The sequence below is a fragment of the Thauera propionica genome (assembly GCF_002245655.1).
In the GTDB taxonomy this organism is placed as follows: domain Bacteria; phylum Pseudomonadota; class Gammaproteobacteria; order Burkholderiales; family Rhodocyclaceae; genus Thauera; species Thauera propionica.
The window spans coordinates 1-25,394 of sequence record NZ_NOIH01000007.1 but is presented as its reverse complement, the minus strand read 5'-3'; the positions used below and the strand labels follow the sequence as shown (position 1 = coordinate 25,394).

Annotated in this window: 23 protein-coding genes; 12 read left to right on the top strand and 11 right to left on the bottom strand. The window is 65.6% G+C overall.

The annotated features are described in order from the left end of the window. Positions 1-36 precede the first annotated feature (36 nt). The 11 genes from gspD (at position 37) to CGK74_RS06030 (ending at position 11,394) form a co-directional block, all read left to right on the top strand. Positions 37-2,142 carry a type II secretion system secretin GspD gene (gspD, locus tag CGK74_RS06080; protein ID WP_240498640.1) on the top strand — a complete coding sequence of 702 codons (2,106 nt, stop codon included), beginning with the start codon at positions 37-39 and terminating at the stop codon, positions 2,140-2,142. Beyond that, on the top strand, positions 2,139-3,614 hold the full coding sequence (gene gspE / locus CGK74_RS06075; protein WP_094267609.1) for a type II secretion system ATPase GspE: 1,476 nt from the start codon (positions 2,139-2,141) through the stop codon (positions 3,612-3,614). The genes gspD and gspE overlap by 4 nt, the downstream gene beginning before the upstream one ends. Then, positions 3,611-4,810 (top strand): type II secretion system inner membrane protein GspF, encoded by a 1,200-nt coding sequence (gene gspF / locus CGK74_RS06070; protein ID WP_094267608.1) that lies wholly within the window; start codon positions 3,611-3,613, stop codon positions 4,808-4,810. The genes gspE and gspF overlap by 4 nt, the downstream gene beginning before the upstream one ends. Before the next feature lie 8 nt (positions 4,811-4,818). Continuing rightward, positions 4,819-5,298, top strand: coding sequence for a type II secretion system major pseudopilin GspG (gene gspG / locus CGK74_RS06065; protein ID WP_276206044.1), 480 nt, complete (start codon positions 4,819-4,821; stop codon positions 5,296-5,298). Further along, positions 5,286-5,789: a prepilin-type N-terminal cleavage/methylation domain-containing protein gene (locus CGK74_RS06060; protein WP_133091792.1), complete on the top strand. Its 504-nt coding sequence runs from the start codon at positions 5,286-5,288 to the stop codon at positions 5,787-5,789. The genes gspG and CGK74_RS06060 overlap by 13 nt, the downstream gene beginning before the upstream one ends. Beyond that, positions 5,786-6,151, top strand: a complete 366-nt coding sequence (gene gspI / locus CGK74_RS06055) for a type II secretion system minor pseudopilin GspI (RefSeq protein WP_094267606.1) — start codon at positions 5,786-5,788, stop codon at positions 6,149-6,151. The genes CGK74_RS06060 and gspI overlap by 4 nt, the downstream gene beginning before the upstream one ends. A 3-nt stretch (positions 6,152-6,154) precedes the next feature. After that, entirely contained in the window at positions 6,155-6,727 is a 573-nt protein-coding gene (locus tag CGK74_RS06050) for a type II secretion system protein GspJ (protein WP_094267605.1), read from the top strand. A 47-nt stretch (positions 6,728-6,774) separates the two neighbouring features. Then, entirely contained in the window at positions 6,775-7,983 is a 1,209-nt protein-coding gene (gene gspL, locus CGK74_RS06045; RefSeq protein WP_094267604.1) for a type II secretion system protein GspL, read from the top strand. Beyond that, complete coding sequence (gene gspM, locus CGK74_RS06040; protein WP_094267603.1) at positions 7,980-8,492, top strand: type II secretion system protein GspM; 513 nt, start codon at positions 7,980-7,982, stop codon at positions 8,490-8,492. Before gspL ends, gspM begins: the two co-directional genes overlap by 4 nt. A gap of 149 nt (positions 8,493-8,641) precedes the next feature. After that, a complete protein-coding gene (locus CGK74_RS06035) occupies positions 8,642-10,663 on the top strand; it encodes a PhoX family protein (RefSeq protein WP_094267602.1) in 2,022 nt (673 codons plus the stop codon). Further along, a complete protein-coding gene (locus CGK74_RS06030) occupies positions 10,663-11,394 on the top strand; it encodes a type II secretion system protein GspK (protein ID WP_094267601.1) in 732 nt (243 codons plus the stop codon). Before CGK74_RS06035 ends, CGK74_RS06030 begins: the two co-directional genes overlap by 1 nt. Before the next feature lie 4 nt (positions 11,395-11,398). On the opposite strand, the gene zapE is transcribed toward CGK74_RS06030, so the two are convergent. The 11 genes from zapE to CGK74_RS05975 form a co-directional block, all read right to left on the bottom strand. Next, positions 11,399-12,511, bottom strand: coding sequence for a cell division protein ZapE (gene zapE, locus CGK74_RS06025; RefSeq protein ID WP_094267600.1), 1,113 nt, complete (start codon positions 12,509-12,511; stop codon positions 11,399-11,401). Positions 12,512-12,614: 103 nt separating this feature from the next. Next, positions 12,615-14,039 (bottom strand): dihydrolipoyl dehydrogenase, encoded by a 1,425-nt coding sequence (lpdA, locus tag CGK74_RS06020; RefSeq protein ID WP_094267599.1) that lies wholly within the window; start codon positions 14,037-14,039, stop codon positions 12,615-12,617. Positions 14,040-14,123: 84 nt separating this feature from the next. Then, positions 14,124-15,314, bottom strand: coding sequence for a 2-oxoglutarate dehydrogenase complex dihydrolipoyllysine-residue succinyltransferase (odhB, locus tag CGK74_RS06015; protein ID WP_094267598.1), 1,191 nt, complete (start codon positions 15,312-15,314; stop codon positions 14,124-14,126). Positions 15,315-15,338: 24 nt separating this feature from the next. Next, positions 15,339-18,191, bottom strand: coding sequence for a 2-oxoglutarate dehydrogenase E1 component (locus CGK74_RS06010; RefSeq protein ID WP_094267597.1), 2,853 nt, complete (start codon positions 18,189-18,191; stop codon positions 15,339-15,341). Between the two features lie 161 nt (positions 18,192-18,352). Then, positions 18,353-19,648, bottom strand: a complete 1,296-nt coding sequence (gene gltA / locus CGK74_RS06005; RefSeq protein ID WP_094267596.1) for a citrate synthase — start codon at positions 19,646-19,648, stop codon at positions 18,353-18,355. A gap of 60 nt (positions 19,649-19,708) precedes the next feature. Further along, the gene (locus tag CGK74_RS06000) at positions 19,709-19,945 is read right to left on the bottom strand and encodes a succinate dehydrogenase assembly factor 2 (protein ID WP_048709222.1); all 237 of its coding nucleotides are present in this window, start codon (positions 19,943-19,945) and stop codon (positions 19,709-19,711) included. Between the two features lie 15 nt (positions 19,946-19,960). Then, entirely contained in the window at positions 19,961-20,671 is a 711-nt protein-coding gene (locus CGK74_RS05995) for a succinate dehydrogenase iron-sulfur subunit (protein WP_094267595.1), read from the bottom strand. 19 nt (positions 20,672-20,690) lie between these two features. After that, positions 20,691-22,484, bottom strand: a complete 1,794-nt coding sequence (gene sdhA / locus CGK74_RS05990) for a succinate dehydrogenase flavoprotein subunit (RefSeq protein ID WP_094267594.1) — start codon at positions 22,482-22,484, stop codon at positions 20,691-20,693. Positions 22,485-22,486: 2 nt separating this feature from the next. After that, positions 22,487-22,834, bottom strand: coding sequence for a succinate dehydrogenase, hydrophobic membrane anchor protein (sdhD, locus tag CGK74_RS05985; protein WP_048709219.1), 348 nt, complete (start codon positions 22,832-22,834; stop codon positions 22,487-22,489). After that, positions 22,828-23,217 (bottom strand): succinate dehydrogenase, cytochrome b556 subunit, encoded by a 390-nt coding sequence (sdhC, locus tag CGK74_RS05980; protein ID WP_094267593.1) that lies wholly within the window; start codon positions 23,215-23,217, stop codon positions 22,828-22,830. The genes sdhD and sdhC overlap by 7 nt, the downstream gene beginning before the upstream one ends. Positions 23,218-23,328: 111 nt before the next feature. Then, complete coding sequence (locus CGK74_RS05975) at positions 23,329-24,057, bottom strand: GntR family transcriptional regulator (protein ID WP_094267950.1); 729 nt, start codon at positions 24,055-24,057, stop codon at positions 23,329-23,331. Between the two features lie 235 nt (positions 24,058-24,292). On the opposite strand from CGK74_RS05975, the gene CGK74_RS05970 reads away from it, so the two are divergent. Next, a complete protein-coding gene (locus tag CGK74_RS05970; RefSeq protein ID WP_094267592.1) occupies positions 24,293-25,282 on the top strand; it encodes a malate dehydrogenase in 990 nt (329 codons plus the stop codon). The last annotated feature ends 112 nt before the right edge of the window (positions 25,283-25,394 follow it).

Here is a 25,394-nt window from a genome sequence, read left to right as displayed (position 1 = left end):
TGGCTGCCGCTTGCCTTGCTGGCGGGAGCGCTGCTCGTGCTCGGCCCCGCGCATGCGAACGTGGATCCCGACCGTGTCGAACTGAATTTCGCCAATGCCGAGATCACCTCGGTCATCAAGGCTGTCGGCCAGATCACCGGGCGCAACTTCATCATCGACCCGCGCGTCGAGGGCAGCCTGAACATCGTCACCAACACACCGGTGCCACGCACCCTGACCTACGACATCCTGCTGTCCGCGCTGCGCCTGCAGGGCTACACCGTTGTCGAATCGGGCGGCATCACACGCGTCGTGCCCGAGGCCGATGCCAAGCTGCACGGAGTGCCAGTGGCGACCGGTCGCATCACGCCCCGCGGCACCGGCCTCGTTACGCAGGTGTTCTCGCTTCGACACGAGTCAGCCGCCGGGCTCGTTGCCGCAATCCGGCCGCTGGTGAGTCCGAACAACGCCGTATCTGCCCTGCCTGCGACCAACACGCTGGTAGTGACCGACTACGCCGACAATCTGGCGCGCATCGCCCAGATCATCGGTTCGCTCGACGTTCCGCAGGGCGACCTGCTGGTCATCCCCCTCCAGCACGCCGCGGCGCGCGACCTGGCCGAAACCGTGATGCGGTTGCTGGGCAATGGTGGGCGCGGCACCGCCGACCCGCTGCAGGAGGTAACCGTCGTACCCGAGACCCACAGCAACAGCCTGCTGGTGCGTGCAGGCAGCCCGTCGCGGCTGGCGGCCGTTCGCCAGGTGGTCGCGTCGATCGACCGTCCCGGCGCGGGCGGCAACATCCGCGTGGTCTATCTGCGCAATGCCGAAGCCACCCGCGTTGCTGAAACCCTGCGTGCCATCCTGGCCAGCGAAGGCAGCGCGCCGGCGGCAGGCAACGGCCTCGCCGCCATGGCCGTTCCGGCACCTGCGACACCCCCGGCCACACCGGTCCGCTCGGGTGATTCGACCGGCGAGACACCCACCGCTGCGGCACCGGCCCCCTTCGCGGCCGCACCGCCGGGCACGGCCCTGTCCGCCGGCAGCATGATCCAGGCCGACGCGGCGAGCAACGCACTGATCATCACGGCGCCGGACGCCATCTACAACAACCTGCGCAATGTCATCGAGCAGCTCGATCGCCGCCGCGCCCAGGTCTACGTCGAGGCACTGGTAGCCGAGATCACCGCCGAACGTGCGGCCGACTGGGGCCTGCAGTGGGGCGCCGCGAGCAATCGCGGTTCGACCTCGATCATTGGCCTGACCGGATTCGGCAGCGGCAGCAACAACCTTCAGACCCTGGTGACCAACGCCGCCGCCGGCACGCCGACCCTGCCGGGCAACGGCATCAACATCGGCATCGGCACCGGTTCGGTGACCCTGCCCGGCATCGGCACCGTGCCCAGCCTCGCGGTGCTCGCACGCTTCCTCGAGAGCGACAGCAAGACGAACATCCTGTCCACGCCCAACCTCGTCACCCTCGACAACGAGGAAGCCAAGATCGTCATCGGCCGCAACCTGCCCTTCGTCACCGGCCAGTTCACAAACACCGGCGGCAGCGGCGGTGCGGTCAATCCATTCCAGACCATCGAGCGCCGCGACGTCGGGTTGACGCTGCGCGTTCGGCCGCAGGTCTCCGAGGGCGGCGTGGTCAAGCTCGCGATCTACCATGAGGCCTCGAGCGTGGTCGGCGGCGTAGACAGCGCCAACGGGCCGATCACCAACAAGCGCTCGATCGAATCGACCGTGCTGGTGGACGACGGCGCCATCATCGCGCTTGGCGGCCTGATCGAGGACAGCTACAGCGCCGACGAGGAAAAGGTGCCGCTGCTCGGAGACATTCCGGTGGCCGGCAACCTGTTCAAGTACAACGGCCGCAAGCGCACCAAGACGAACCTGGTGATCTTCCTGCGCCCGGTCGTGCTGCGCGACGCCGACAGCTACGCCGGGCTCACGGCATCGCGCTACGACTACGTGGTCGGCCAACAGCAACGCATCGCCGGCACGCTGCTGCCCGGCGAGCGGACGCCAGCGGAGCTGCCCGCCTTCGGGACCTCGCCGCCAGCTGTACCACGCACGCGCGAACTACCGGCCGAATGGATGGCCGGCACGCCGGCGGACGACCAGGCGCCGGCACCGCTCGAGGAGCGCGGTTGGCAATGAGCGCAGCCGGGCACCCGACGATCCCCTATGCGTTCGCACGCCGGCATGGCGTGCTGCTCGCGCGCGCGGCCGAGGACACGGCCGAGCTGGTGCTGCGGCCCGACGCGAGCCTGTCGGCGCTGGCAGAGGTGCGCCGCATGCTGGCCCGCCCGCTGCAGCTGACCCGCGTCGACGCGGAGTGCTTCGACTCGAAGCTCGCCGAGCACTATGGCGGCCAGGACGGCAGCACTGCCGAACTCGTTGCCGACATCGGTCAGGAACTGGATCTGGGCGCCCTGATGAGCGAGCTGCCCGCGGTCGAAGATCTGCTCGCCTCGCAGGACGAGGCCCCGGTCATCCGCATGATCAACGCGCTACTGACTCAAGCGGTGCGCGACGGCGCCTCGGATGTCCACATCGAGCCCTACGAACGAGACTCGGTGGTGCGCTTCCGGCGCGACGGCGTGCTGCACGATGCCGCCCGACCGCACCGCGGGCTGCACGCGGCGGTGGTGTCGCGCATCAAGATCATGGCCAGCCTCGACATCTCGGAGAAGCGCCTGCCGCAGGACGGCCGCATCGGCCTGCGCCTGGCCGGCCGCCAGGTGGATGTGCGCGTATCGACGCTGCCCACCGCGCATGGCGAGCGTCTGGTGCTGCGCCTGCTCGACAAGGGCGCTGCGCGTCTCGGGCTGGAGTCGCTGGGCATGGCCGAGGACACGCGCGCGCGCTTCGAGGCATTGCTGCGCCAGCCGCACGGCATTGTTCTGGTGACCGGCCCCACCGGGTCGGGAAAGAGCACCACCCTGTACGCCGCACTGCAGGGCATGGACGCCCGCCGCCTGAACATCGTCACCGTCGAGGATCCGGTCGAATTCGACCTGCCCGGCATCGGCCAGACCCAGGTCAATCCGCGTATCGAGCTCGATTTCGCCCGTGCGCTGCGCGCAATCCTGCGCCAGGACCCGGACGTGATCATGATCGGCGAGATCCGCGACCTCGAGACCGCGCAGATCGCGGTGCAGGCCAGCCTGACCGGCCACCTGGTGCTGGCCACGCTGCACACCAACGACGCCGCATCGGCCGTTACGCGACTGGTCGACATGGGTATCGAGCCCTTCCTGCTCGCCTCCAGCCTGCGCGGCGTCCTGGCACAGCGCCTGCTGCGGCGCCTATGCCGGGCCTGCCGCCGCCCGCACGCGATCGGCGACGAGGAACGCGCGCTGTTCGGCTCCGACGTGCCGGCGCGCGCCTGGGCCGCCGGCGACTGCCCCGCCTGCGCCCACACCGGCTACGCCGGCCGCACCGGCATCCACGAACTGATCACGGTCGATGCCGCACTGACGGCACTGATCCATGATCGCGCCGACGAAGCGGTGCTGCGTGCCGCGGCGCGTGCCGCCGGCGCCCGCGGCCTGCGCGACGACGGTCTGCGCCTGATCGCGGACGGCAGCACCTCGCCCGAGGAACTGTTGAGGGTGACGCGCGAATGAGCGCCTTCCACTATCGGGCCGTGGACCTGCAAGGGCGCGAGATCCAGGGCGTGCTCGAGGCCGACAGCAATCGCAGCGCGCGCGCCCTGTTGCGCGAGCGCGGGCTGTTTCCGCTCGACGTCGGCGCGGTCAGCGCGCATCGCGAAGGTGGCACCCGGCGGCGCATCGCCGAAGGCGCATTGGCACTGCTGACGCGGCAGTGGGCGACGCTGCTGGCGTCGGGCCTGACTGTGGAGCAGTCGCTGACGGCGCTGATCGACCAGGCCGAGAACCAGGATGTCGGACGCCTGCTTGCAGGCGTGCGCGCCGAGGTAATGTCCGGCATGGCATTGAGCGCTGCACTCGAGGCCTTCGCCACACAGTTTCCGCCGATCTACCGCGCGTCCGTGGCGGCGGGCGAGCGATCCGGGCGTCTGGCGGACGTGCTCGAGCAACTCGGCGGCTACCTCGAACGGCGCGGCAGCCTCCGCCAGAAGACGCTGCAGGCGCTGCTGTACCCTGCCATCGTCGCGGCGGTCGCATTGCTGGTGGTCACCGGGCTGATGACCTACGTGGTACCTCAAGTGGTCACCGTCTTCCAGCAGGGCAGCCAGTCACTGCCACCGCTGACGCGCGGCCTGATCGCGGTCAGCGACGTGCTGCGCAACTGGGGCTGGTTGCTGCCGCCGATGCTGCTGGGGATGCTGCTGGCCGCACGGGCCGGATTGCGCCAACCCGACCTGCGGCGACGCTGGCATGCGCGGTTGCTGGCGCTGCCGCTGCTCGGGCGCCACTTGCGCAACCTCGAAGCGGCCCGCCTGGCGAGCACGCTCGCCATCCTTTGCGGCAGCGGCGTGGCGTTGCTGCAGGCGCTGGATGCGGGCCGCAAGGTGCTGAGCCTGATGCCGCTGCAGGAGGCGGTTGCTGGCGCGACGGAGCAGGTGCGCGAAGGCCAGTCGCTCGCGCGCGCGCTGGGCGCCGCACGCCAGTTCCCGCCGCTGTTGCTGCACATGATCGCCAACGGCGAGGCCACAGGGCGCCTCGGCGAAATGCTCGACCGGGCCGCCCGCCTGCAGCAACAGGACGTCGAGAACCGCATTACGGCGCTCACCAGCCTGCTCGAGCCGGCCCTGCTGCTGCTGATGGGCGGCCTGGTGCTCCTGATCGTGCTCGCGGTGATGCAGCCGATCATCGAACTGAACACCCTGATGAACTGAGAGATGCCATGACCTGCCCGCCTGCCGACGCCTTTCCATTCCTCCGCCGTCCCGTGCAATCAACCGGTGCCACCCACCGCAGCCGCGGATTCACACTGATCGAACTGATGGTGGTGATCGTCATCCTGGGCGTGCTTGCCGCGCTGGTGGTGCCACGGGTGCTCAGCCGCCCCGACGAGGCCCGCGCGGTCGCTGCCAGGCAGGACATCGCCACGCTGATGCAGTCGCTCAAGCTCTACCGCCTGGACAACCGTCGCTACCCCACGGCCGAGCAGGGCCTGCAGGCGCTGGTCGAACCGCCCAGCGCCCCGCCGCGGGCGGAAAACTGGAAGGCCTATCTCGAGCGCCTGCCCAACGACCCCTGGGGTGCGCCCTACCAGTACCTGAACCCTGGCGTTAAGGGCGAAATCGACGTCTTCAGCTTCGGCGCCGACGGCAAGCCCGGTGGCGAAGGCGCCGAAGCCGACATCGGCTCGTGGAACCTGTGATCCAGGGCCTGAGCACGAGGACGCAACGCGGATTCACGCTCATCGAGGTGATGGTCGTGCTGACCCTGCTGGCGATGCTGGCGCAAGGGCTCTACATGAGCATCGGCGCGCTGCAGTCGCGCGATCGCGATCGCGCGGTGGAGGCGCTGCGACTCCGCCTGGTCTTCGCCGCCGAACGAGCCTGGACGCGGGGCCAGCCGCTGGCACTCGAGCGCACACCGCAGGGCTATCGCTTCCTCGCTCGCGACACCGCCGGAGGCTGGCAGCAGGTGTCCGACAGCAGCGTGCTGGCGGAACGCCGGCTGCCCGACGCGCTGCGCTGGTCCGCACTCGAGGTCGAGGGGCGAAACGGCACGGCGGAGACGCTGCTCATCCTTGGCCCGGACTCGCCGTCCTTTCGTCTCGAGCTCACCGACGCCAGCGGCTGGCGGGCGACCTTGGGCGACCGCAATGGCCGCGTGGAACTGCTGGCCGGGACAATGGGACCATGAACCCCGCGACGCGCGGCTTCAGCCTGCTCGAAAACCTGATTGCCCTCGCAATCATCGCCGTCGCGCTGAGCGCGGCGGTGCGCGCTGGCACGCAGGCAACCGACACCAGCGACGCCCTCGCACAACGCACGCTTGCACGCTGGGTGGCGCAGAACCGACTCGCGCAGCTGCGCGTCCGGCCGGTTCCGCCGCCACTGGGCCGGAGTGACGGCGAAGCGCTGCAGGGCCGCTACCGCTTCCGCTGGGAACAGACGGTCACCACGACCGCGGTACCGGCCTGGCGGGCCATCGACATCGTGGTCCGTGACGCAGGCGGGCACCCACGCGCGCACCTGGCCGGCCATGTGCTGGTTCAGCCCTGAGCGATGCCGATGCGCCGGCCACACACCCCACGCCCAATCCGCCCCGCGACAAGCGGGATGACGCTGGTCGAGCTGCTGGTGGCGCTCGCAGTCTTTGCCATCCTCGGCGCGTTGAGCTATCGCGCCATCGCGCAGATGAGCGATCTCGAACGCCATCTGGAATCCCAACACACGCATTGGCGCGATCTCGAGCATGCCGCGCACCGGATCGAGCATGATCTGCTCCGGCTAGCCATGCCACCGCCAGGAACAACGACCTTGAGCCTTCACGGCCCGCGCGATCACCAGGTCCTTCAACTGCTGGTCGATGAGCGCGTGCATGCCCGAATGCGGCCGGTGCAGTTCCGCCATGAAGACCGACGCCTGCTGCGAACAAGGCCTGATGCTCGCCCGGAACGGCGCGAGGTGCTGGCCGACGGCGTCGACCGGCTGGCCTGGCGCTTCATTCACCGTGGCCGCTGGTACACGAGCTGGCCGCCCGCCGGCACGGATCCGTCGGAGCTCCCCGATGCGATCGAGCTCACGATCGACGTGACCGGCATCGGACCGCTGATGCGGCTCATGCCCCTGCGCTGAAGCGTGCGTTCCCCTCAAACACGACACCTCTTTCAACAGACCCACCGATGCGTCCTTCATCCGCCCACCGACCGACCCTGCACGTACTGATCGACGAACACTGGCCCGCGAACGCCGAGGCCGACTGGGTCCTGACCGAGACCGACAGCACGCTCCGCGCGCATGGCTGCAGCACGCCCGACAGATGGCCCGGCGATGCCACGCTCGTCGTCGTCCTCGGTGCCAGCCAGAGCAGCTGGCATCGCGTCACCCTGCCGAAAGGGAAGGCCGCAACCGATCCGCGACTGATCGCCTACGCCCTGGAGGACGTCCTGCTGGATGCCCCGCAGGCGCAGCACATCACGCTGATCCAGCGCCACGACGCGGAGACCGGTTCGCAAGCGGACCTGATCGTCACCGCACGCGATCGTCTGCGCACGGTGCTGACCGCTCTGCGCACGGCGGGCCATGAACCGCGGCACCTCTACACCGAACTGCAGAGCGACGTGACGACCGCCGACGGCCGGCAGGAGCTGCAACTTTGCCTGCGTCCGGGACTCGCCGTGCTGCACCCGATCGAGGCGGGCCCAGTTGCCCTGCCCGACGATATCGACCAGCTCATGCCCTTCGTCGACGACGCCTTGCGCACGCGCAGACGGGACGAGATGGATTTCCCTCGCCTCCGACTGCACGCCGATCCCGGCTGCGAAGCGGAGGTGACGAGGATCGAGGCTGTGCTCGGGAGCGCGACGCTCCAGGCCTGTGAGCGCTACGCCTGGTGGCGGACTGACGCCGCCGCGGACCTTCTGCATGGCGAATTCTCCGTGGGCGCCGCTGGTGCCTCCCTCGCACGCAGCCTCCGGCTGCCCTTGGCCCTTGCCGCCAGTGCGTTGTTGGCGCTGGCGGGGATCATGTTTGCCGACATCCTGCGCATGCGCTCGGCCATCGATGCGCTTGACGCAGACATTGCGAGCCGGTTCGCCGCGGCACTGCCAGGCACGCCGCGGGTGATGCCCGAGGCGCAACTGCACCGCCGACTCGAAGACTTGCGCCGCCGCGCCGGTGCGGCCGGTGACGCCGACCTGTTGCCGCTGCTCGGCCGCCTTGCCGAAGCCCGCGACGATCTGGCTCCGACCGCATCCGTAACTGCCCTCGACTTCGGCGCCGGCAGGCTTTCAGTGGCGTTCGCCGGCGCAACCGCGGAAGAACTCGACAGGCTGCGCACGGCCCTCGCGCCGGCGATCGAGCTCACTCAGGCCCAAGGAGATGATCGATGAAGGCCGTTTTTTCCCGCCTGCAACGACTTCCCGTACTTACCGATCGCTGGCAGACCCTTTCTGCGCGGGAGCGGCGCCTGGTCGCGATCGGACTGGCATCGATCAGCGCCTTGGTACTGGTCTCCGTCGGAGAGTCCTTGGCCCGCGAACATGCGCGCCTGCGCGAGGCACTGCCGCGGCTGCAGGCACAGCAGCAGGCGGTCGCTGCCGCGGCAGCCGAGATCTCGAGTCTCCAGGCTCGTTCGCCTGACGCCGGCACCACCTCGGGCACGATCAATGCCCTACCTGCACTCGCCGAGCTGGCAGGCACTCGCGGACTGTCACTGGAGCTGGTGCGAGTTGCCGACGGCGAGCTCCGCTTCGAAGGACGCGGTGAAGCCACGGCGCTGCTCGACTGGCTGGCAGAAGCACATGCGACCTACGGCGCTCAGCCGATCGGCCTCGCAGTCCGGACACGCGAGGGCCCCGATGACATTAGCGGCCAACTCCGCCTGCACAGAAGCGATTGAACCCCTGGCAATGCATCGTTCATGCCGTTTTTCATCGCTTCGCGCAGTTTTGGATCCGATAAACATTGGCGCAATGCTGTCTTCATCCCTACGCAACCTGCGCTATCAAGAATGCGCGCTCCCAGCCATCCCCTCAACGGAGCACGTAGATGAGCTATTTCGACCAGGACGACCTGCCGAGCAACCTGTCCGACAACGAACACTTCCAGCAGATCGTCGACCGCACCGTGTCGCGCCGCGGCTTCCTCAAGTCCGGCGTGGGCCTTGGTGCCGCCGCCTTCCTGGCCGCGCCGCTGGCTGCAAACGCTGGCAAGCATGCCCATCAGCACATGGATCATGGCCGTGGTCACGGTCCGAAGAAAGGTCCGCGCATCGGCTTCACCCCGATTGGCACCTCGAGCGCCGATACCATCGTCGTCCCCGAGGGCTACCAGGCCCAGGTTTTCGCGCGCTGGGGCGACCCCCTGTTCATCGACTCGCCGGCCTGGCGTCCGGACGGTACCAACACCGGCGCCGATCAGGCCCGCCAGATCGGCGACAACCATGACGGCATGCACTTCTTCCCGCTGAGGGGCAAGTCGGACAAGGAAGGCCTGCTGGTCATGAACCACGAGTACACCAACTACGAGTACCTGTTCGGTGCCGAGTTCATGACGCCGTGGACCGCCGACAAGGTGCTGAAGGCGCAGAACGCGCACGGCATCTCGGTGCTGCACGTGCGCCAGCACAAGGGCAAGTGGGACATCGTCCGCAACTCGAAGTACAACCGCCGCATCACCGGCAACACGCCGATGCAGATCAGCGGTCCGGCAGCCGGCCACAGCCTCATGCGCACCAAGGCCGACCCGAGCGGCAAGCGCGTGCTCGGCACGCTGAACAACTGTGCCAACGGCTTCACGCCCTGGGGCACCTATCTCACCTGTGAAGAGAACTTCAACGGCTACTTCGGCACCACCAGCGGCGCGGACACGCGCGATGAAATCATGCGTCGCTACGGCATCAGCGCACGCGGCACCGGCTATCGTTGGGAAGAATTCGACGAGCGCTTCGACTACGCCAAGGAGCCGAACGAGTCGAACCGCTTCGGCTGGGTGGTCGAGATCGACCCCTACGACCCGCGTTCGACGCCGGTCAAGCGCACCGCGCTGGGCCGCATCAAGCACGAGAACTGCGCCTACGCTTTCACCCGCGACCGTCGCGTTGTCGTCTACATGGGCGATGACCAGGCGAACGACTACATCTACAAGTTCGTCTCCGACGGCCGCTTCGTACCGGGCAAGGACGCGCAGAACCGTCGCCTGCTCGACAACGGCAAGCTGTACGTGGCGAAGTTCTCGGACGGCGCGGCCAGCGGCGACTTCATGGGCACCGGCGAATGGCTGCTGCTGGACAAGCGCGCCAACGCCACGCTGGCTGCAGACGGCCGCTTCGCCGACCAGGCCGAAGTGCTGATCAAGACGCGCCTGGCCGCCGACGCCGTGGGCGCGACCAAGATGGACCGTCCGGAATGGATCACCGTGCATCCGGACACCAACGAGGTGTACTGCACGCTGACCAACAACAGCAGCCGCAGCGTCACCGACGACGCCAACCCGCGCACGCAGAACCGTTTCGGCCAGATCATCCGCTGGCGCGAAGCCGGCAACGATGCCGCTGCGATGCGCTTCGAATGGGACCTGTTCGTCGTCGCCGGCAACCCGATCGCCTACCCGGACCGCAGCGACCTGCGCTCGGGCTCTGCCGCGATCACCGCCGACAATACCTTCAACAGCCCTGACGGCATCGGCTTTGACGCCGACGGCCGCCTGTGGATCCAGACCGACGGCAGCTACAGCAATAGCGGCGTGTATGCCGGCCAGGGCAACAACCAGATGCTGTGTGCCGACCCGGTCAGCGGCGAGATCAAGCGCTTCCTGGTGGGTCCGTCCGGCTGCGAGATCACTGGCCTGACCTTCACCCCGGACGGCAAGACGATGTTCATCAACGTCCAGCACCCGGGCGAAGCCAGCGGTCACCCGAACTCGCCGACACCGCCGGCCGGCCAGTCGATGGACCAGTTCATCGCAGCCAACCCGCTCGCCTTCAGCCAGTGGCCGGAAGCCAGCGGTGGCCGTCCGCGTTCGGCGACCGTGATCGTCACCAAGAAGGACGGCGGCGTCATCGGTACCTGATGCCCGTCGTACGCAAGCCACCCCGCAGGGGGCGGCATCTCGAGCGACCGCGAGGCGCGGCGATCATCGTCGCGTTGCTCGCGGTCGCTGTCGTTGCGGCACTCGCCACGACCATGCTGGCCCGCCTTGACGCGCGCATAGAGCTCGCCTCGGATCGGGAGGATCTGGCTCAGGCACGCCAACTCGCGTTGAGCGCAATCGATCTCGCCCGCATCACGCTCGATGCCGACGCACGCGCGACGCGTATCGATTGGCTTGGAGAACCCTGGGCGCAGCCACAACAGCCGGCGCCACACCCTGGGGCCCGCATCCGCTTGACGATCACTGATGCGTCGGGGGACGCGGCGCTGAACGAGATGCTCCGTGCGCCCGCGCGAGGCGAACGCGGCGTCGCCACGCCGCAGCCAGACACACCCGCCCCTTTGCGCGTGCCCGTCAACATCAACACCGCGCCGACAGAGTCCCTTCAGGTGATCCTCCCTGGATCGACGCCAGCGCAGGCGCAGGCCGTGGCGCGGATGCTGAGGATGGAGCCCGCCACGAGCATCCGGTCGCTCGGTGAGCGCCTGCCCGAGGGGCTGGATCTCCCGGCTGCCGATCGGGTCGGCGTGTCCAGTGACTACTTCATCGCCGACGTGGTGGTGGAGTATGGGGTCGCGGTCTCCACGCTGGAAGCGTTGCTCGTCCGTACCGGAGAGCGCGTGAACGTACTGTCGCTCAGGTCGCGCTAAGACCCTATTCCACCCGGTGCGGCTCGGCCAGGTAGTCGCGCGTACGCATCTCGATCAGGCGACTGACGGTGCGCACGAACTCGTGGGCGTTCTGCCCTTCGACGTACAGCTCGTAGGCCGGCACCTCGGCGCTGACGATGAGCTTGACGCGGTGGTCGTAGAGCACGTCGATCAGCCAGGTGAAGCGACGCGCCTCGGCGGCGTTGCCGGGCAGCATCTTCGGCACGTTCGACAGCACCAGCGTATGGTGCTCGCGTGCGATCTCCAGGTAGTCGTTCTGCGAACGTGCGCCTCGGCACAGGGTCTCGAAGTCGAACCAGATCACGCCCGCCGCCTTGCGGATCACCGGGAGCTTGCGCTCCAGGATCTCGACCTCGCCGGTCTCGCCCGGGCCGGCAGCCAGGCGGACGAAGTCGTCCTCCAGCTTGCGCTCGGCCGACGCATCGTGCGGCACCAGGTAGATCTCGAGGGCTTCGAGCGTGCGCAGGCGGTAATCGGTACCGTCGTCGACCTCGATGACGTCGAAGGTCTTCTTGATGAACTCGATCGTCGGCAGGAAGTTCACCCGCATCAGGCCGTTGGGATAGAGCCCGTCGGGCGGGTAGTTCGTGGTCATCACGAAGATCACGCCGCGCGCGAACAGCGCCTCGAGCAGGCGACCGAGGATCATCGCATCGGCGATGTCCGAGACATGGAACTCGTCGAAGCACAGCAAGCGGGTCTCCGCCGCGATGCGGTCGGCGACCTTCTGCAGGGGATCGGGTTCGTGATTGTGGTTCTTCAGGTCGTTCTGCACTTCCTGCATGAAGGCATGGAAATGCACCCGGCGCTTGCGCTTGTACGGCACCGAACTGAAGAAGCAGTCCATCAGGAAGCTCTTGCCACGCCCGACGCCGCCCCAGAAGTAAACGCTGCGCGGCTGGGCGGGGCGCGCGAACATCTTGCGCAACCTGGAGCGGCGCGCAGCCTTGAAGCCGATGAGTTCGGTGTAGAGAGTTTGCAGGCGTTTGGCCGCAGCACGTTGCGCGGGGTCGGCGGTGAAGCCGCGGGCCTTGAGCTCGGCCTCGTAGGCATCGAGCATGCCGTGCTCGGCCACGTTGAGGATGCGGTGGGGCATGGTGCGAAACGACTCGTCGAGAAACAGAAGGGTTGACGGAAAAACGGGGTGAGTCGAGAGGGGTCGCCCCCTCCTCCCTCACCCCGTGCGGCTCAGGCGTCGGTCAGAAGTGCAGCGGACGCTTGTCGCAGGCCAGCGCGGCCTCGTGCACCACTTCCGACAGGGTCGGGTGCGCGTGGCAGATGCGCGCGAGGTCTTCCGAGCAGCCGGCGAATTCCATCGCCACCACAGCCTCGGAGATCAGTTCCGAAGCATTGGCGCCGATGATGTGCACGCCGAGGATGCGGTCGGTGTTGGCGTCGGCCAACATCTTCACGAAGCCGGTCGGGTCGCCCATGCCCAACGCACGTCCGTTGGCGAGGAAGGGGATCTTGCCGACCTTGTAGGCCACGCCGGCGGCCTTGAGCTGCTGCTCGGTCTTGCCGATCCAGGCGATCTCCGGGCTGGTGTAGATGACCCAGGGTATCGTGTCGAAGTTGCAGTGACCGGCCTGGCCCGCCATCAGCTCGGCGACCATCACCGCCTCTTCCATCGCCTTGTGCGCCAGCATCGGGCCGCGCACCACGTCGCCCACCGCCCACACGCCGGGCAGATTGGTGCGGCAATGGTCATCCACCTCGATCATGCCGCGCTCGGTGATCTTCAGGCCGACAGCCTCGGGATTCAGCCCCTCTGTATTGGGCACGCGACCGACGGACACGATCAGGCGGTCCGCTTCCAGCTTCTGGTCGGCGCCGTCCTTGTCCTTGTAGGCGATGGTCACGCCCTTCTTGCCGATCTTGACCTCGCCGATCTGCACGCCGAGGTTGATCTTCAGGCCCTGCTTGGTGAAGACCTTCAGCGCTTCCTTGGCAACGTCCTGGTCAGCGGCAGCGAGGAAGTCGGGCATGGCCTCGAGCACGGTCACTTCCGCACCCACGCGGCGCCACACCGACCCCATTTCCAGGCCGATGACGCCCGCACCGATCACGGCGAGCTTCTTCGGCACCGCATCGATGTCGAGCGCGCCGACGTTGTCGCACACGATCTTGTTGTCGACCGGAATGCCCGGCAGGTGGCGCGGTGCCGAACCCGTGGCGACGATGACCTGCTTGGCGACGACGAGTTCGTCACCGACCTTGACGTGCCAGCCGGCGTCGCCCTTGCCGGCGAAGGAACCGTGGCCGTTCAGCAGCGTGACCTTGTTCTTCTTGAACAGGCCCTTGATGCCGCCGGTGAGCTGGTCGACGATGCCGCTCTTGCGCGCGATCATCTTGGCCACGTCGATCTTCGGCGTACCGACGCTGATGCCCTGACTTTCGAAGCTGTGGCCGGCTTCCTCGAACAGGTGCGAAGTGTGCAGCAGCGCCTTGGACGGGATGCAGCCGACGTTCAGGCAGGTGCCGCCGAGGCGCGGCTCACCCTTGGGGTCGGCGTAGGGGTTGGATTCGCAGCAGGCGGTCTTGAAGCCGAGCTGCGCCGCACGGATGGCCGCAACATAACCGCCAGGGCCACCGCCGATGACGAGGACGTCGAATTCTTTGGACATTCATCTCTCCCAACAGGAAAACGGGGCGCAGACCCGTCGCGCAGGCCACAGCCTTGCAACGGAACGCGCCCCGGCACGGATCGTTTAGACGTCGAGGATCAGGCGGGCCGGATCTTCCAGCGCTTCCTTCATGGTCACCAGACCCAGCACGGCCTCGCGACCGTCGATGATGCGGTGGTCGTAGGACATCGCCAGGTAGTTGATCGGACGGATGACGATCTGACCGTTCTCGACCACCGGACGATCCTTGGTGGCATGGATGCCGAGAATGGCCGACTGCGGCGGGTTGATGATCGGGGTCGACATCATCGAGCCGAAGACGCCACCGTTGGAGATCGAGAACGTGCCACCCGACAGGTCTTCCAGCGACAGCTTGCCGTCCTTGGCCTTCTGGCCGAACTCGGCGATCTTGAGTTCGATCTCGGCGATCGACATCGACTCCGCGTTGCGCAGGATGGGCACCACGAGGCCACGCGGCGAACCGACCGCGATGCCGATGTCGATGTAGCCGTGATACACGATGTCATTGCCATCGACCGAGGCGTTCAGGATCGGGAACTTCTTCAGCGCGGCCACGGCTGCCTTGACGAAGAAGCCCATGAAGCCCAGACGAACGCCGTGCGCCTTCTCGAACTTGTCACCGTACTGCTTGCGCAGTGCCATGACGGGCGCCATGTTCACTTCGTTGAACGTGGTCAGGATGGCGTTTTCGTTCTTCGACTGGATCAGGCGCTCGGCGATGCGGGCGCGCAGGCGGGTCATCGGCACACGCTCTTCGGCACGGTCGCCAACAGCCGCGATCACGGCCGGCGCGGCAGCGGCAGCCTTGGGCTGGGCAGCCACGGCGTCTTCCTTGGTCACGCGACCGCCGCGGCCGGAGCCTGCGACGTCGGCGGCCGCGACGCCCTTCTCGTCGAGGATCTTGCGCGCGGCGGGGCTGGCGGCGCCAGCGGCGGAAGCAGCGGCCGGGGCAGCCGGCGGCGGAGTGACGGCCTGCACCGGTGCGGCGGCCGGGGCGGACGCGCCCGCGGCCTTGGCTTCGGTGTCGATCTGCGCGATCAGCTCACCCGAGGTCACGGTGTCGCCATTGGTCTTGATGATCTTGACCAGCACGCCATCAGCCGGCGCGGGCGTTTCGAGCACGACCTTGTCGGTCTCGATGTCGATGAGGTTCTCGTCGCGCGAGACGGCGTCACCTTCCTTCTTGTGCCAGGCGACTAGCGTGGCTTCGGAAACGGATTCGGACAACTGCGGTACTTTGACTTCGATCAGCATGGAGTTCTCTCCCTAGTTGTTCTATCAGTTCGGGGACTGCGGCGTGGTGTCCTGAATCGGACCGAAAGCATGCTCGAGGATGGCCTTCTGCTGCTGGTTGTGCTTGGCGTAATAGCCAACCGCGGGCGAGGCCGAGGCCGGACGGCTGACCAGCAGGAGCTTACGCTTGGTGCCGAGCACGTTGACCAGATGCTGGCGCGACGCGAGCCAGTACCAGGCGCCCTGGTTGCGCGGCTCTTCCTGGCACCAGACCACTTCCTTGGCGTTCGGGAACTGCTCGATCGCCTTGGCGAAGTCGTCCGCCGGGAAAGGGTACAACTGCTCGACGCGGACCAGCGCGGTGTCGGTGATCTTGTTCTCGCGGCGATGGGCCAGCAGTTCGTAGTAGATCTTGCCCTGGCACAGGACGACGCGCTTGACCTTCTTCGGGTCGAGGTTCTCGACCTCGGGGATCACGGTCTGGAAGCGGCCATTCGCCAGCTCGTCGATGGTCGAGATCGCTTCCTTGTGACGCAGCAGCGACTTCGGCGTGATGATGATCAGCGGCTTGCGCAGCTTGCGCATCATCTGGCGGCGCAGCAGGTGGAAGATCTGGGCCGGCGTGGTCGGAACGCAGATCTGCCAGTTGTTCTCGGCGGCCATGTTCATGAAGCGCTCGGGACGGGCCGAGGAATGCTCAGGACCCTGCCCTTCGTAGCCGTGCGGCAGCATCATCACCAGACCCGACAGACGGCCCCACTTGGCCTCGCCGGAGCTGATGAACTGGTCGATCACGACCTGGGCGCCGTTCACGAAGTCGCCGAACTGTGCTTCCCAGACGACGAGCTCATCGGGTTCGGTCGTCGAGTAGCCATATTCGAACGCCAGCACGGCCTCCTCGGACAGCACCGAGTCGAACAGCTGGAAGCCGGCCTGGCCGTCCTGGATATGCTCGAGCGGCTTGTAGCTGCCCTCGTCCCAGCGCTCGCGCTTCTGGTCGTGCAGGACGGCGTGGCGGTGGAAGAAGGTGCCACGGCCGACGTCCTCGCCCGAAATGCGCACGGCGTAGCCCTGTGCCAGCAGGCTGGCGTAGGCGAGGTTCTCGCCCATGCCCCAGTCGAGCGGCAGCTCGCCGCGGCCCATCGCGGCGCGATCGTCGATGATCTTCTTGACGCGCGAATGCAGCGTGAAGGTGGACGGAATGTCGGTCAGGCGCCCGGCGAGACGCTTGATCTCCTGCACCGGCACGGTGGTGTCGCACTCGTCGGTGTAGGACTGCTTCAGGTAGGGCGACCAGTCGGCTGCGAACTGGCGATTGTGGCCCGAGAGAACCGGGTTGTAGAGCAGCTCGCCGCGGTCGAGATGTTCGCGGTAATCGGCGATCATCTTCTCGGGCTCGTCGGACTTCAGCGTGCCCTCGGCGACCAGGCGGTCGGCGTAGAGCTTGCGCGTGCCCGGATGCTGCTGGACCTTGCGGTACATCAGCGGCTGCGTGACCATCGGCTCGTCCTGCTCGTTGTGGCCGAGCTTGCGGTAGCAGACGATGTCGACGACGACATCCTTCTTGAATTCCTGACGGAACTCGACCGCCAGCGCGGTCACGAAGGCGACCGCTTCGGGATCGTCACCGTTCACGTGGAAGATCGGCGCCTCGACCATCTTGAAGATGTCGGTGCAATACAGCGAAGAGCGATAGTCACGCGGATCGGAGGTGGTGAAGCCGATCTGGTTGTTGATGACGAAGTGCACGGTGCCGCCCGTGCCATAACCGCGGGTCTGGGAGAAGTTCAGCATCTCCTGGTTCACACCCTGGCCAGCGACAGCCGCATCGCCGTGGATGAGCACCGGCAGCACCTGGGTCTTGTTCGCGTCCTTGCGACGAACCTGGCGCGCATACACCGAACCGGCGACAACGGGGTTGATGATCTCGAGGTGCGAAGGGTTGAACGCCAGGGTCAGGTGCATCGGACCGCCCGGGGTCATCACGTCGCTGGAGAAGCCCATGTGGTACTTGACGTCACCGGCGCTGAGGTCGGATGCCGCCTTGCCCTCGAACTCGGAGAACAGCATCGACGGCGACTTGCCGAGGGTATTGACCAGCACGTTCAGGCGGCCTCGGTGGGCCATGCCGATCACCGTCTCGCTGACGCCGAGGCTGCCCCCGACGCGGATCAGTTCGTCCATCGCGACGATGGCCGATTCGCCGCCTTCGAGCGAGAAGCGCTTCTGGCCAACGTAGCGGGTGTGCAGGTAGCGTTCGAGCGTCTCGGCCGCGGTCGTGCGCTCGAGGATGCGCTTCTTCATCTCCGCCGAGAACTTCGGCGTGCCACGCACGCTCTCGAGGCGGCTCTGGATCCAGCGCTTCTGACCGATGTCGGTCATGTACATGTACTCGGCGCCGATCGAGCCGCAATAGGTCTGGCGCAGTGCTTCGAGGATCTCGCGCAGGCTGGCGTGCTCGGTCGAGAAGCCGTGGAAGGAGCCAACGTTGAAGCTCTTCGACAGGTCGGCTTCGGTGAAGCCGTAGTAGGACGGCTCGAGCTCGGCGATCTGCGGACGCTCGGTGCGCTTGAGCGGGTCGAGGTTGGCCCAGCGGTTACCGAGGAAACGATAGGCGTTGATCAGCTGCAGCACCGAAACCTGCTGCTTGTCCTCGCCGCCGCCGGAGACGACGGTGCGGACCGGTCCGCGCTTGGCCATCTGCTCGAAGGCGGCGATGACCGGACCGTGCGCGACATCGCGCGCGGCGGCACCCGCCTGGTTCTGCAGCTGGTCGAAATAGGCACGCCATTCTTCCGACACCGAGGCCGGATCGGCGAGGTAATTCTCGTATTGCTCTTCAATGAACGGCGCGTTCGCGCCGAACAAGTGCGATGTCTGTTCGAGTTGCTTCATCATGATGAAAGCCACCTGTGTTTTCTGTTGCCCTGCTTACGGGTATTACGGTGGTCGGAGAAACCTGGATCCGATCCCTTAAGGAAAAACGGGATGACCGCGCAGGCGCAGCCACCCCGTTTTCGTCAGAGTCGGCGGAAACTCCCTCCCCTCTCCATCGTCTCTTACGGACGTTGTTCCATCGCGGGAACGTCGCGTCGCGCAGCACCGATATAGAGCTGACGCGGACGGCCGATCTTGTATTCCGGATCGGTGATCATTTCTTCCCACTGAGTGATCCAGCCCACCGTGCGCGCCAGCGCGAAGATGCAGGTGAACATGGAGGTCGGGATACCCAGGGCCTTCTGGACGATGCCCGAGTAGAAGTCGACGTTCGGGTACAGCTTCTTCTCGACGAAGTATTCGTCTTCCAGCGCAATGCGCTCGAGTTCCTTGGCCAGCTTGAACAGGCGGTCGTTCTCGAGGCCCAGCTCGCCCAGAACGTCGGCGCACACCTTGCCCATGAGCTTGGCACGCGGGTCGAAGTTCTTGTAGACGCGGTGGCCGAAACCCATCAGCTTGAAGCTGTCGTTCTTGTCCTTGGCCCGCTTGATGTACTCGCCGACGCGCGACACGTCGCCGATTTCCTCGAGCATGTTCAGGCAGGCTTCGTTCGCACCACCGTGCGCCGGGCCCCACAGGCAGGCGATACCGGCCGAGATGCAGGCGAACGGGTTGGCACCCGACGAACCGGCAAGGCGGACGGTCGAGGTCGAGGCGTTCTGCTCGTGGTCGGCGTGCAGCGTGAAGATGACGTCCAGGGCACGGACCAGCACCGGGTTCGGCTCGTACTTCTCGCACGGGGTGCCGAACATCATGTGCATGAAGTTCGCGGTGTAGTCGAGGTCGTTGCGCGGGTACATGAAGGGCTCGCCCTTGTTGTACTTGTAGGCCATCGCAACGATGGTCGGCAGCTTGGCGATCAGGCGGTTGATCGAGACGCTGCGGTGCTCGGCGTCGGAGAAGTCCATCGCCTCGTGGTAGAAGGCCGACAGGGCCCCCACGACACCGACCATGACTGCCATCGGGTGCGCATCACGACGGAAGCCCGAATAGAACTTCGTCATCTGGTCGTGCAGCATCGTGTGATTCTTGATGGTGCTTTCGAACTCGGTCTTCTGAGAAGCGTTCGGCAGCTCGCCGTTCTTCAGCAGATAGGCGACTTCAAGGAAGTTGCACTTCTCGGCCAGTTGTTCGATCGGATAACCGCGATAGAGCAGTTCGCCCTTGTCGCCGTCAATGAAGGTGATTTTCGACTTGCAGCTCGCGGTCGACAGGAAGCCAGAGTCGTAGGTGAACAGACCAGTCTTGCCGCCCAGGGTGCGGATGTCGATGACATCCTGGCCGTGGGTGCCGGTCATCACCGGGAATTCGACGGTCTTGCCATCGACGGTTAGCGTTGCCGTGCGTTCAGTGCTCATAGATCGTCCCTTCTACTTGCCGGTTTAACTGCTTGTCGTGTTGCAGTCGTACCCGCCGCGTCAAGTCTGACGCAGCAGGCCGACCATCTCCTTCCAGCGGTCCACCTCACACGCCTTGCTGCCATTGACCATCGCCCAGATGTCGTAGTCGTCGCAGCGCAGCAGGTCATCCAGATCCGCCAGCTGATCGTCGGTGAGACGATCGAAATGCCGCTCCAGGAAGCGCGTGAACACGAGATCGAGCTCGAGCAGCGCCCTACGGCACTGCCAGCGCACACGCCCCCTGTTGATGCTCATAAGTCTGTCTCGCCCTTATACCGCACGACGGACCATCATGTCCTTGATCTTGCCGATCGCGCGGGTCGGGTTCAGACCCTTCGGACAGACGTCGACGCAGTTCATGATGGAGTGGCAACGGAACAGGCGATACGGATCCTCGAGGTTGTCGAGACGCGCGTTCGTATCCTGATCGCGGGTGTCGGCCAGGAAGCGATACGCAGCCAGCAGGCCGGCCGGACCGACGAACTTGTCCGGGTTCCACCAGAACGAGGGGCACGAAGTCGAGCAGCACGCGCACAGGATGCACTCGTAAAGCCCGTTCAGTTCCTCGCGGTCTTCCGGCGTCTGCAGGCGCTCGCGCTCGGGGGCCGGATCGTTGTTGACCAGATAGGGCTTGATCGAGTGGTACTGCTTGAAGAACTGCGTCATGTCGACGATCAGGTCGCGAATGACGGGCAAGCCCGGCAGCGGACGCAGCGTGATCGGCTGCTGCAGGCTGTCGATGTCGGTCAGGCAGGCCAGACCGTTCTTGCCGTTGATGTTCATTGCGTCCGAACCGCACACGCCTTCGCGGCAGGAGCGGCGGAACGACAGCGAATCGTCCTTGGCGCGCAGGCGGACGATGGCGTCGAGCAGCTTCTTGTCGGAAGCCTCGAGCTCGACCGAGATGTCCTGCATGTAGGGCTTCTCGTCCTTGTCCGGATCGTAGCGGTAGATCTTGAAATGAACGGTACGCTTGGTCATGAGTATTTCTCCCGGGCGCTCAGTAGGTGCGCTTGGCGAGCGCGATCGGCTCGACGTCGTCGGACAGCGGCTTCAGGTTGACCGGCTTGTAATCCAGACGGTTGCCTTCGCTGTACCACAGGGTGTGCTTGAGCCAGTTGGCATCGTCACGGCCGTTCGGGTTTTCCGGCGTATCCGGCGCGTCGTCGCGCACGTGCGCACCACGCGACTCCTTGCGGGCCTCGGCCGACACCATCGTGGCACGGGCGACCTCGATCAGGTTGTCGAGTTCGAGCGCTTCCATGCGGGCCACGTTCCAGACCTTGGACTTGTCCTTGATCTCGGTACGCTTGGCACGCTCGGCGACCTCGCCGATCTTCTGCACGCCTTCCTTGAGCAGTTGATCGAAACGGAACACGCCCGCGTGCTTCTGCATCGTGCGGCGCATTTCCATGCCCACGTCGAACACGCTTTCGCCGTTGGTTTGCGACTCCAGGCGCGCGAGGCGGGCCAGGGAGACGTCAGCGGCGTTCTCGGGCAGCGGCTTGAGGGTCAGCTGACCGGACCTGAAGTCCTCGACCACGGTCTCGCCCGCGGACTTGCCGAACACCAGCAGATCGAGAAGCGAGTTGGTGCCGAGGCGGTTTGCGCCGTGAACCGACGCGCAGGCACATTCGCCGGCCGCGTAGAAACCCTGCACCGGGGTGTTCGGGCTGCCGTCCTTCGGCACCACGACCTGCCCCTTGTAGTTGGTCGGGATGCCGCCCATCTGATAGTGGCAGGTCGGCACGACCGGGATCGGCGCCTTGATCGGATCGACGCCAGCGAACTGGATCGCGATCTCGCGAATGCCAGGCAGGCGCTTCATGATCGTGTCGGGCGACAGGTGAGTGATATCCAGCAGCACGTGATCCTTGTCCGGACCGGCACCGCGACCTTCGTTGATCTCGGTGGTCATCGCGCGCGAGACGACGTCACGCGAAGCCAGATCCTTCAGGTTCGGCGCATAGCGCTCCATGAAACGCTCGCCCGAGGCGTTGCGCAGGATGCCGCCCTCACCGCGGACACCCTCGGTGATCAGCACGCCCGCTCCGGCCACACCAGTCGGGTGGAACTGCCAGAACTCCATGTCTTCCAGCGGGATGCCGGCACGCGCCGCCATGCCCACGCCGTCACCGGTATTGATGAAGGCGTTGGTCGAGGAATAGTAGATACGGCCGGCACCGCCGGTAGCGAAGACGGTGGCCTTGGCGTGGAAGATCGAGACCTCGCCGGTCTCCATTTCCATCGCGGTCACACCGAGCACATCACCGTCGGCGTTGCGGATCAGGTCCAGCGCCATCCACTCGACGAAGAACTGCGTGTTCGCACGGACGTTGCGCTGGTAGAGCGCATGCAGCATGGCGTGGCCGGTACGGTCGGCAGCAGCACAGGAGCGCATCACCGGCGCCTGGCCGTAGTTCATCGAGTGACCACCGAACGGGCGCTGGTAGATCTTGCCGTTATCGGTACGATCGAAAGGCATGCCGTAGTGTTCGAGCTCGACGACGACTTCGTTCGCCTTCTTGCACATGAACTCGATGGCATCCTGGTCACCCAGCCAGTCCGACCCCTTAACGGTGTCGTACATGTGCCAGTGCCAGTTGTCCTCGGTCGAGTTGCCGAGCGAGGCGGCCACGCCACCCTGCGCCGCAACCGTGTGCGAACGCGTCGGGAAGACCTTGGTCAGGACGGCCGTCTTCAGGCCGGCTTCGGACAGTTGCAGAGCCGCGCGCAGACCTGCACCACCCGCGCCGACGATGACTGCATCAAAGGTACGCTTAGCGACGTTCACGCTTACAGCCTCCAAAGAATCTGGGCCGCCCAGCCGGCGTAGCCGACGAGCAGGAAGAGAGTGACGAGGTGCAGCGCCAGGCGCACACCGGTCGGCTTGACGTAGTCCATCCAGATGTCACGCACGCCAATCCAGGCGTGATAGAACAGCGACAGGAAGAACAGGAAGCTCAGGAACCGGAACAGGCCGGCGGAAAACAGCCCGGACCACGCTTCGTAGCTGAACTCCGGCAGAGCCAGCGCACAGACGGCGAAGATGATCGTGTAGATGGCCATGAAGACCGCAGTGGCACGCTGCGCAATCCAGTCCTTCAGACCGTAGTGCGCGCCGACAGGTTGACGCTTCACCATAGTTTCACCCCGATGATGACGGTAAGCACGATGCTCACGATCAGGACGATGCGCGAGGAGTTACGGGCGGCTTCGAGCTCCAGACCCTTGTGCATGTCGAGCAGCAGGAAGCGGATGCCGGCACAGAAGTGGTGCATGTAGGCCCACAGCAGACCGATGAGCAGCAGCTTGACAAGCGGATGACCGACCACGGCACTGAAGGTCTCGAAGGTCTCGGGCGAGCCGAGGCTGCGATCGAGCAGGAACAACAGGAAGGGCAGCAACAGGAACAGGCCTGCCCCGCTGATCCGGTGAAGGATCGACACGATACCCGGCAGCGGCAGCCGGATCTGGTTCAAGGCCAGGTGCTTCGGCCTCGGTTTGCGCACAGTCACATCTGACATGAAGACTCCCCTCTGCATGCACGACGAAAGATTCGCCGCGGACTTTCAAAATTACGTACGGCGTTATACGTAATTCGTAATTATAGCGCCGTCTCGCAGCGCACCATTACGTCAACTCAACTCGTTCAGATAAAAGTGCTCGGCCGTCGAATACAGCCCGCGGCGCCACTCCACCGGCTTGTCGCCGTATGTATAGGTGACGCGTTCGACAGACAACAGCGGCGTACCCTCGGCCACTTTCAGCGCTTCGCTCGCATTGCGGTCGGCGGCCACGGCGCGGATGCGCTCCTGGGCGCGGATCATGCGCAGCCCGAAGCGGGTCTCGAACAGGCTGTAAAGCGAACCACTCCAGCCCTGCAGGACTTCCGCGGTCAAACCCTGGAAGATCTCACCCGACAGATAGATCTCGTCGATGACGACCGGCTTGTTTGCAAACTTGAGCAGGCGACGAACGATGATGATGGGCGCACCAAGCTCGATGCCGAGCATGCGCGACGCCTCCTGCCCTGCCTTAGCGCGCCAGCAGTCGAGCGGCACGCTTTGCGGATGGGACAGATCACCATCCATCGGCACGAGACGGAGAAAACGGAAGAGAGCCCGCGGATCGTTGTGCGAGGCAACGTAAGTACCTTTGCCCTGCTTGCGCACGAGCAGGTTCTCGGCAGCCATTTCGTCAATCGCCTTGCGAACGGTTCCCTGCGAAACACTGAAGCGGCCTGCCAGCTCCTGCTCGCTCGGAATCGCCTGACCAGGACGCCACTCACCGGACTCAAGTGCCTGAAGAATCAAGGCCTTGATCTGCCGGTAGAGCGGGCTGAAAGTGGGGGCTTCCTGTGACATGCGCGCCATTTGATCACAAAAATCCGGAATCGTCCACGCGGTGTCTTATGTCTTATATAAGATATATTGCATGATTTGACACCGTACGGGTTTGATCTTAGTATCTCCGCGCCCGAGATGCACGCGCCGTGAGACTGAAAACGGTGGAATTCGCCGCCAGCTCCCCAGCGCGCACCCGAGCGTCGAATTCTCGATACCGACATCACCGACCGTCTTCTTTAGAGGGAGTATCCACATGAGCAAAGCCCCCGTCCGCGTTGCAGTCACCGGCGCCGCCGGCCAGATCGGCTACAGCCTGCTGTTCCGCATCGCCAGTGGCGAAATGCTGGGCAAGGACCAGCCCGTGATCCTGCAATTGCTCGATCTGCCCCAGGCCCAGAAGGCGGTGAAGGGCGTGATGATGGAACTGGACGACTGCGCCTTCCCGCTGCTGGCCGGCATGGTCGCCACCGACGATCCGAACGTCGCCTTCAAGGACGCCGATTACTGCCTGCTGGTCGGTGCCCGTCCGCGCGGCCCCGGCATGGAGCGTGCTGACCTGCTGACCGCCAACGGCGCCATCTTCACGGTTCAGGGCAAGGCGATCGCCGAGAACGCCAGCGAGAACGTCAAGGTGCTGGTCGTCGGCAACCCCTGCAACACCAACGCCTATATTGCCCGTGCCGCCGCCATCAAGGTCGGCCGCACCAACCCGGCCAACTACCACGGCATGCTGCGTCTGGACCACAACCGCGCCCTGACCCAGCTGGCCCAGAAGTCTGGCCGCTCCGTGTCGAGCCTGAAGAAGATGGTCGTGTGGGGCAACCACTCGCCGTCGATGTACGCCGACTACCGTTTCTGCACCTCCAACGGCGACTCGATCAAGGATCTGATCAACGACCACGCCTGGAACAACGACGTGTTCCTGCCGACCGTCGGCAAGCGCGGCGCCGCCATCATCGAGGCCCGTGGCCTGTCGTCGGCTGCGTCGGCCGCCAACGCCGCCATCGACCACATGCGTGACTGGGCCCTCGGCTCCGACGACTGGGTCACCATGGGCGTGCCGTCCGACGGTTCCTACGGCATCCCCGAAGGCGTCGTGTTCGGCTTCCCGTGCGAGTGCAAGAACGGCGAATTCAAGATCATCCAGGGCCTTGAAATCGACGAGTACTCGAAGGGCAAGATCGCCAACACCCTGAAGGAACTCGAGGAAGAGCGCGCGGCCGTCGCCGACATGCTGAAGTAAGCGACGAGAGCGCGGCGTCGAGCCGCCTTCGCGAGAGGCCACGGGGGTAAAATCCCGTGGCCTTTTTATTGGTTCATCGCGCCTTTCCGGGGAAGGCGGCCTTGATCTTCAG

Excerpts from the sequence above, each read along its gene's own strand:
- gspE (WP_094267609.1), top strand. The coding sequence starts at position 2,139 with ATGAGCGCAGCCGGGCACCCGACGATCCCCTATGCGTTCGCACGCCGG.
- gspF (WP_094267608.1), top strand. The coding sequence starts at position 3,611 with ATGAGCGCCTTCCACTATCGGGCCGTGGACCTGCAAGGGCGCGAGATC.
- gspG (WP_276206044.1), top strand. The coding sequence starts at position 4,819 with ATGACCTGCCCGCCTGCCGACGCCTTTCCATTCCTCCGCCGTCCCGTG.
- gspI (WP_094267606.1), top strand. The coding sequence starts at position 5,786 with ATGAACCCCGCGACGCGCGGCTTCAGCCTGCTCGAAAACCTGATTGCC.
- CGK74_RS06050 (WP_094267605.1), top strand. The coding sequence starts at position 6,155 with ATGCCGATGCGCCGGCCACACACCCCACGCCCAATCCGCCCCGCGACA.
- gspL (WP_094267604.1), top strand. The coding sequence starts at position 6,775 with ATGCGTCCTTCATCCGCCCACCGACCGACCCTGCACGTACTGATCGAC.
- gspM (WP_094267603.1), top strand. The coding sequence starts at position 7,980 with ATGAAGGCCGTTTTTTCCCGCCTGCAACGACTTCCCGTACTTACCGAT.
- CGK74_RS06035 (WP_094267602.1), top strand. The coding sequence starts at position 8,642 with ATGAGCTATTTCGACCAGGACGACCTGCCGAGCAACCTGTCCGACAAC.
- CGK74_RS06030 (WP_094267601.1), top strand. The coding sequence starts at position 10,663 with ATGCCCGTCGTACGCAAGCCACCCCGCAGGGGGCGGCATCTCGAGCGA.
- zapE (WP_094267600.1), bottom strand. The coding sequence starts at position 12,511 with ATGCCCCACCGCATCCTCAACGTGGCCGAGCACGGCATGCTCGATGCC.
- lpdA (WP_094267599.1), bottom strand. The coding sequence starts at position 14,039 with ATGTCCAAAGAATTCGACGTCCTCGTCATCGGCGGTGGCCCTGGCGGT.
- odhB (WP_094267598.1), bottom strand. The coding sequence starts at position 15,314 with ATGCTGATCGAAGTCAAAGTACCGCAGTTGTCCGAATCCGTTTCCGAA.
- CGK74_RS06010 (WP_094267597.1), bottom strand. The coding sequence starts at position 18,191 with ATGATGAAGCAACTCGAACAGACATCGCACTTGTTCGGCGCGAACGCG.
- gltA (WP_094267596.1), bottom strand. The coding sequence starts at position 19,648 with ATGAGCACTGAACGCACGGCAACGCTAACCGTCGATGGCAAGACCGTC.
- CGK74_RS06000 (WP_048709222.1), bottom strand. The coding sequence starts at position 19,945 with ATGAGCATCAACAGGGGGCGTGTGCGCTGGCAGTGCCGTAGGGCGCTG.
- CGK74_RS05995 (WP_094267595.1), bottom strand. The coding sequence starts at position 20,671 with ATGACCAAGCGTACCGTTCATTTCAAGATCTACCGCTACGATCCGGAC.
- sdhD (WP_048709219.1), bottom strand. The coding sequence starts at position 22,834 with ATGGTGAAGCGTCAACCTGTCGGCGCGCACTACGGTCTGAAGGACTGG.
- sdhC (WP_094267593.1), bottom strand. The coding sequence starts at position 23,217 with ATGTCAGATGTGACTGTGCGCAAACCGAGGCCGAAGCACCTGGCCTTG.
- CGK74_RS05975 (WP_094267950.1), bottom strand. The coding sequence starts at position 24,057 with ATGTCACAGGAAGCCCCCACTTTCAGCCCGCTCTACCGGCAGATCAAG.
- CGK74_RS05970 (WP_094267592.1), top strand. The coding sequence starts at position 24,293 with ATGAGCAAAGCCCCCGTCCGCGTTGCAGTCACCGGCGCCGCCGGCCAG.